Here is a 1,646-nt window from a genome sequence, read left to right as displayed (position 1 = left end):
ACCACGTAGGAGGCGCACTTGTCGATCTCGGCGGGTGCGCACTTCTGCCAGATCTCGGTGCCGCCCGCCATCAGGATCTTGTCGGCGTCCTTGGCCATGTTCCGCTCGGCGAGGTAGTTGACCAGCGACCACGCGTCCTTGGCGTAGTACGTCTCGTCGAACATCACCGCGTTCGGACGACCCAGGTTGACGAAGCGGAGGAAGGCGCCGAACACCGTCACCAGCAGTGGGCCGAGCCAGCCCCACATGGCGCTGCCGGGCATCGGCGGCACCAGCCGGTCACGCACGGAGCCGACCGAGCCACCGCTCGGCTCTGGCTCCGGCTGCTCGAACGCCTGGTTGGGGAAGTCGGTCACGGCCACCCGGCCATCGTACGGGCCCCTTCCCCCCTGGAACCTAAGAAACACGGCCTACATGTCCAATTACGGAACTTCTCCCCCCGGTGAGACCTCTTTCCGGATGCGGGAGGATGGAAGGGTGAACGACAACGGCAGGCTGGTGCTGGCGGGGGCTCCGATCGGGCAGGCGGGCGACGCCTCACCCCGGCTTCGCGAGGCGCTGGAGACCGCCGACGTGGTCGCGGCCGAGGACACCCGCCGCCTGCGGCGCCTGGCTACCGAGCTGGGGGCCGAGGTCAGAGGCCGGATCGTCTCCTACTACGACGCCAACGAGGCGGGCAGGGCCGCCGAGCTGCTTCAGGCACTCCAGGATGGCAGGACCGTCCTGGTCATCACCGACGCGGGCATGCCCGGTGTCTCCGACCCCGGCTATCGCCTGACCCACCTGGCCGTCGAGGCGGGGATCACGGTCACCTCGCTGCCCGGGCCCTCCGCGGTCACCACCGCGCTGGCCGTCTCGGGGCTGCCCAGCGACCGGTTCTGTTTCGAGGGCTTCCCGCCGCGCAAGGCGGGAGAGCGCGCCCGCAGGCTGGCGGCCCTGGCCGAAGAGGAACGCACGATGGTGTTCTTCGAGGCGCCGCACCGGTTGCGGGCCGCGCTTGAGGCGATGGCTGAGGCGTTCGGGACGGACCGCAGGGCCGCCGTCTGCAGGGAACTGACCAAGACCTACGAGGAAGTACGGCGCGGCGGCCTCGGTGAGCTGGCCGGGTGGGCGGCGGACGGGGTCAAGGGCGAGATCACCGTCGTCGTCGCCGGGCACGACCCGCAGGTCGCCGAGCCGGACATCGAGGAGCTGGTCGCCGAGGTCGTCCGCCGTGAGGAGACGGGGATACCGAGGAAGCAGGCGATCGTGGACGTCGCGAAGGCGGCGGGGATTCCCAAGCGGGATCTTTACGATGCCGTCCATCGCGGGTGATTTTTCTCCATACTTCCCTAAATGGGATCAACGAGGGAACGACTTCTGCCTCCCATGCGGGGCAACCCCCTGTGGGGCTGGCTGGGCCCGCTGCTGGTGACGGTGTTCGGCGGGATACTGCGCTTCACCGGTCTCGGCACGCCGAAGGCGGTGGTGTTCGACGAGACGTTCTACGTGAAGGACGCCTTCGCCCTGCTCACCTACGGGGTGGAGCGGGCCACGCTCGGGAGCGTGGCCGACCCCGTCGCCGACCGGATGTTGATCGCCGGGAACACCGACATCTGGGTCCGCTGCACCCCGGCGGACGCCGCTCCCTGCCCGCTCTACGTCGC

1 protein-coding gene and 2 pseudogenes are annotated in these 1,646 nt (G+C 69.4%); 2 read left to right on the top strand and 1 reads right to left on the bottom strand.

Features of this window, described 5'->3' with window-relative positions; all coding sequences use genetic code 11:
- Positions 1-362: pseudogene (locus AB0395_RS48280) on the bottom strand (phospholipid carrier-dependent glycosyltransferase); the annotation flags it as partial.
- Between the two features lie 97 nt (positions 363-459).
- On the opposite strand from AB0395_RS48280, the gene rsmI reads away from it, so the two are divergent.
- Positions 460-1,314: a 16S rRNA (cytidine(1402)-2'-O)-methyltransferase gene (rsmI, locus tag AB0395_RS48275; RefSeq protein WP_366295124.1), complete on the top strand. Its 855-nt coding sequence runs from the start codon at positions 460-462 to the stop codon at positions 1,312-1,314.
- A gap of 21 nt (positions 1,315-1,335) precedes the next feature.
- Positions 1,336-1,646, top strand: a pseudogene (locus AB0395_RS48270) (phospholipid carrier-dependent glycosyltransferase); the annotation flags it as partial.

The organism is Streptosporangium sp. NPDC051023, assembly GCF_040689595.1.
GTDB lineage: Bacteria > Actinomycetota > Actinomycetes > Streptosporangiales > Streptosporangiaceae > Streptosporangium.
The sequence above is the reverse complement of the archived record's forward strand: the minus strand, read 5'-3'. Positions and strand labels throughout refer to the sequence as shown.

Coding starts and splice junctions, on each gene's coding strand:
- rsmI (WP_366295124.1), top strand. CDS start 460: ATGCGGGAGGATGGAAGGGTGAACGACAACGGCAGGCTGGTGCTGGCG.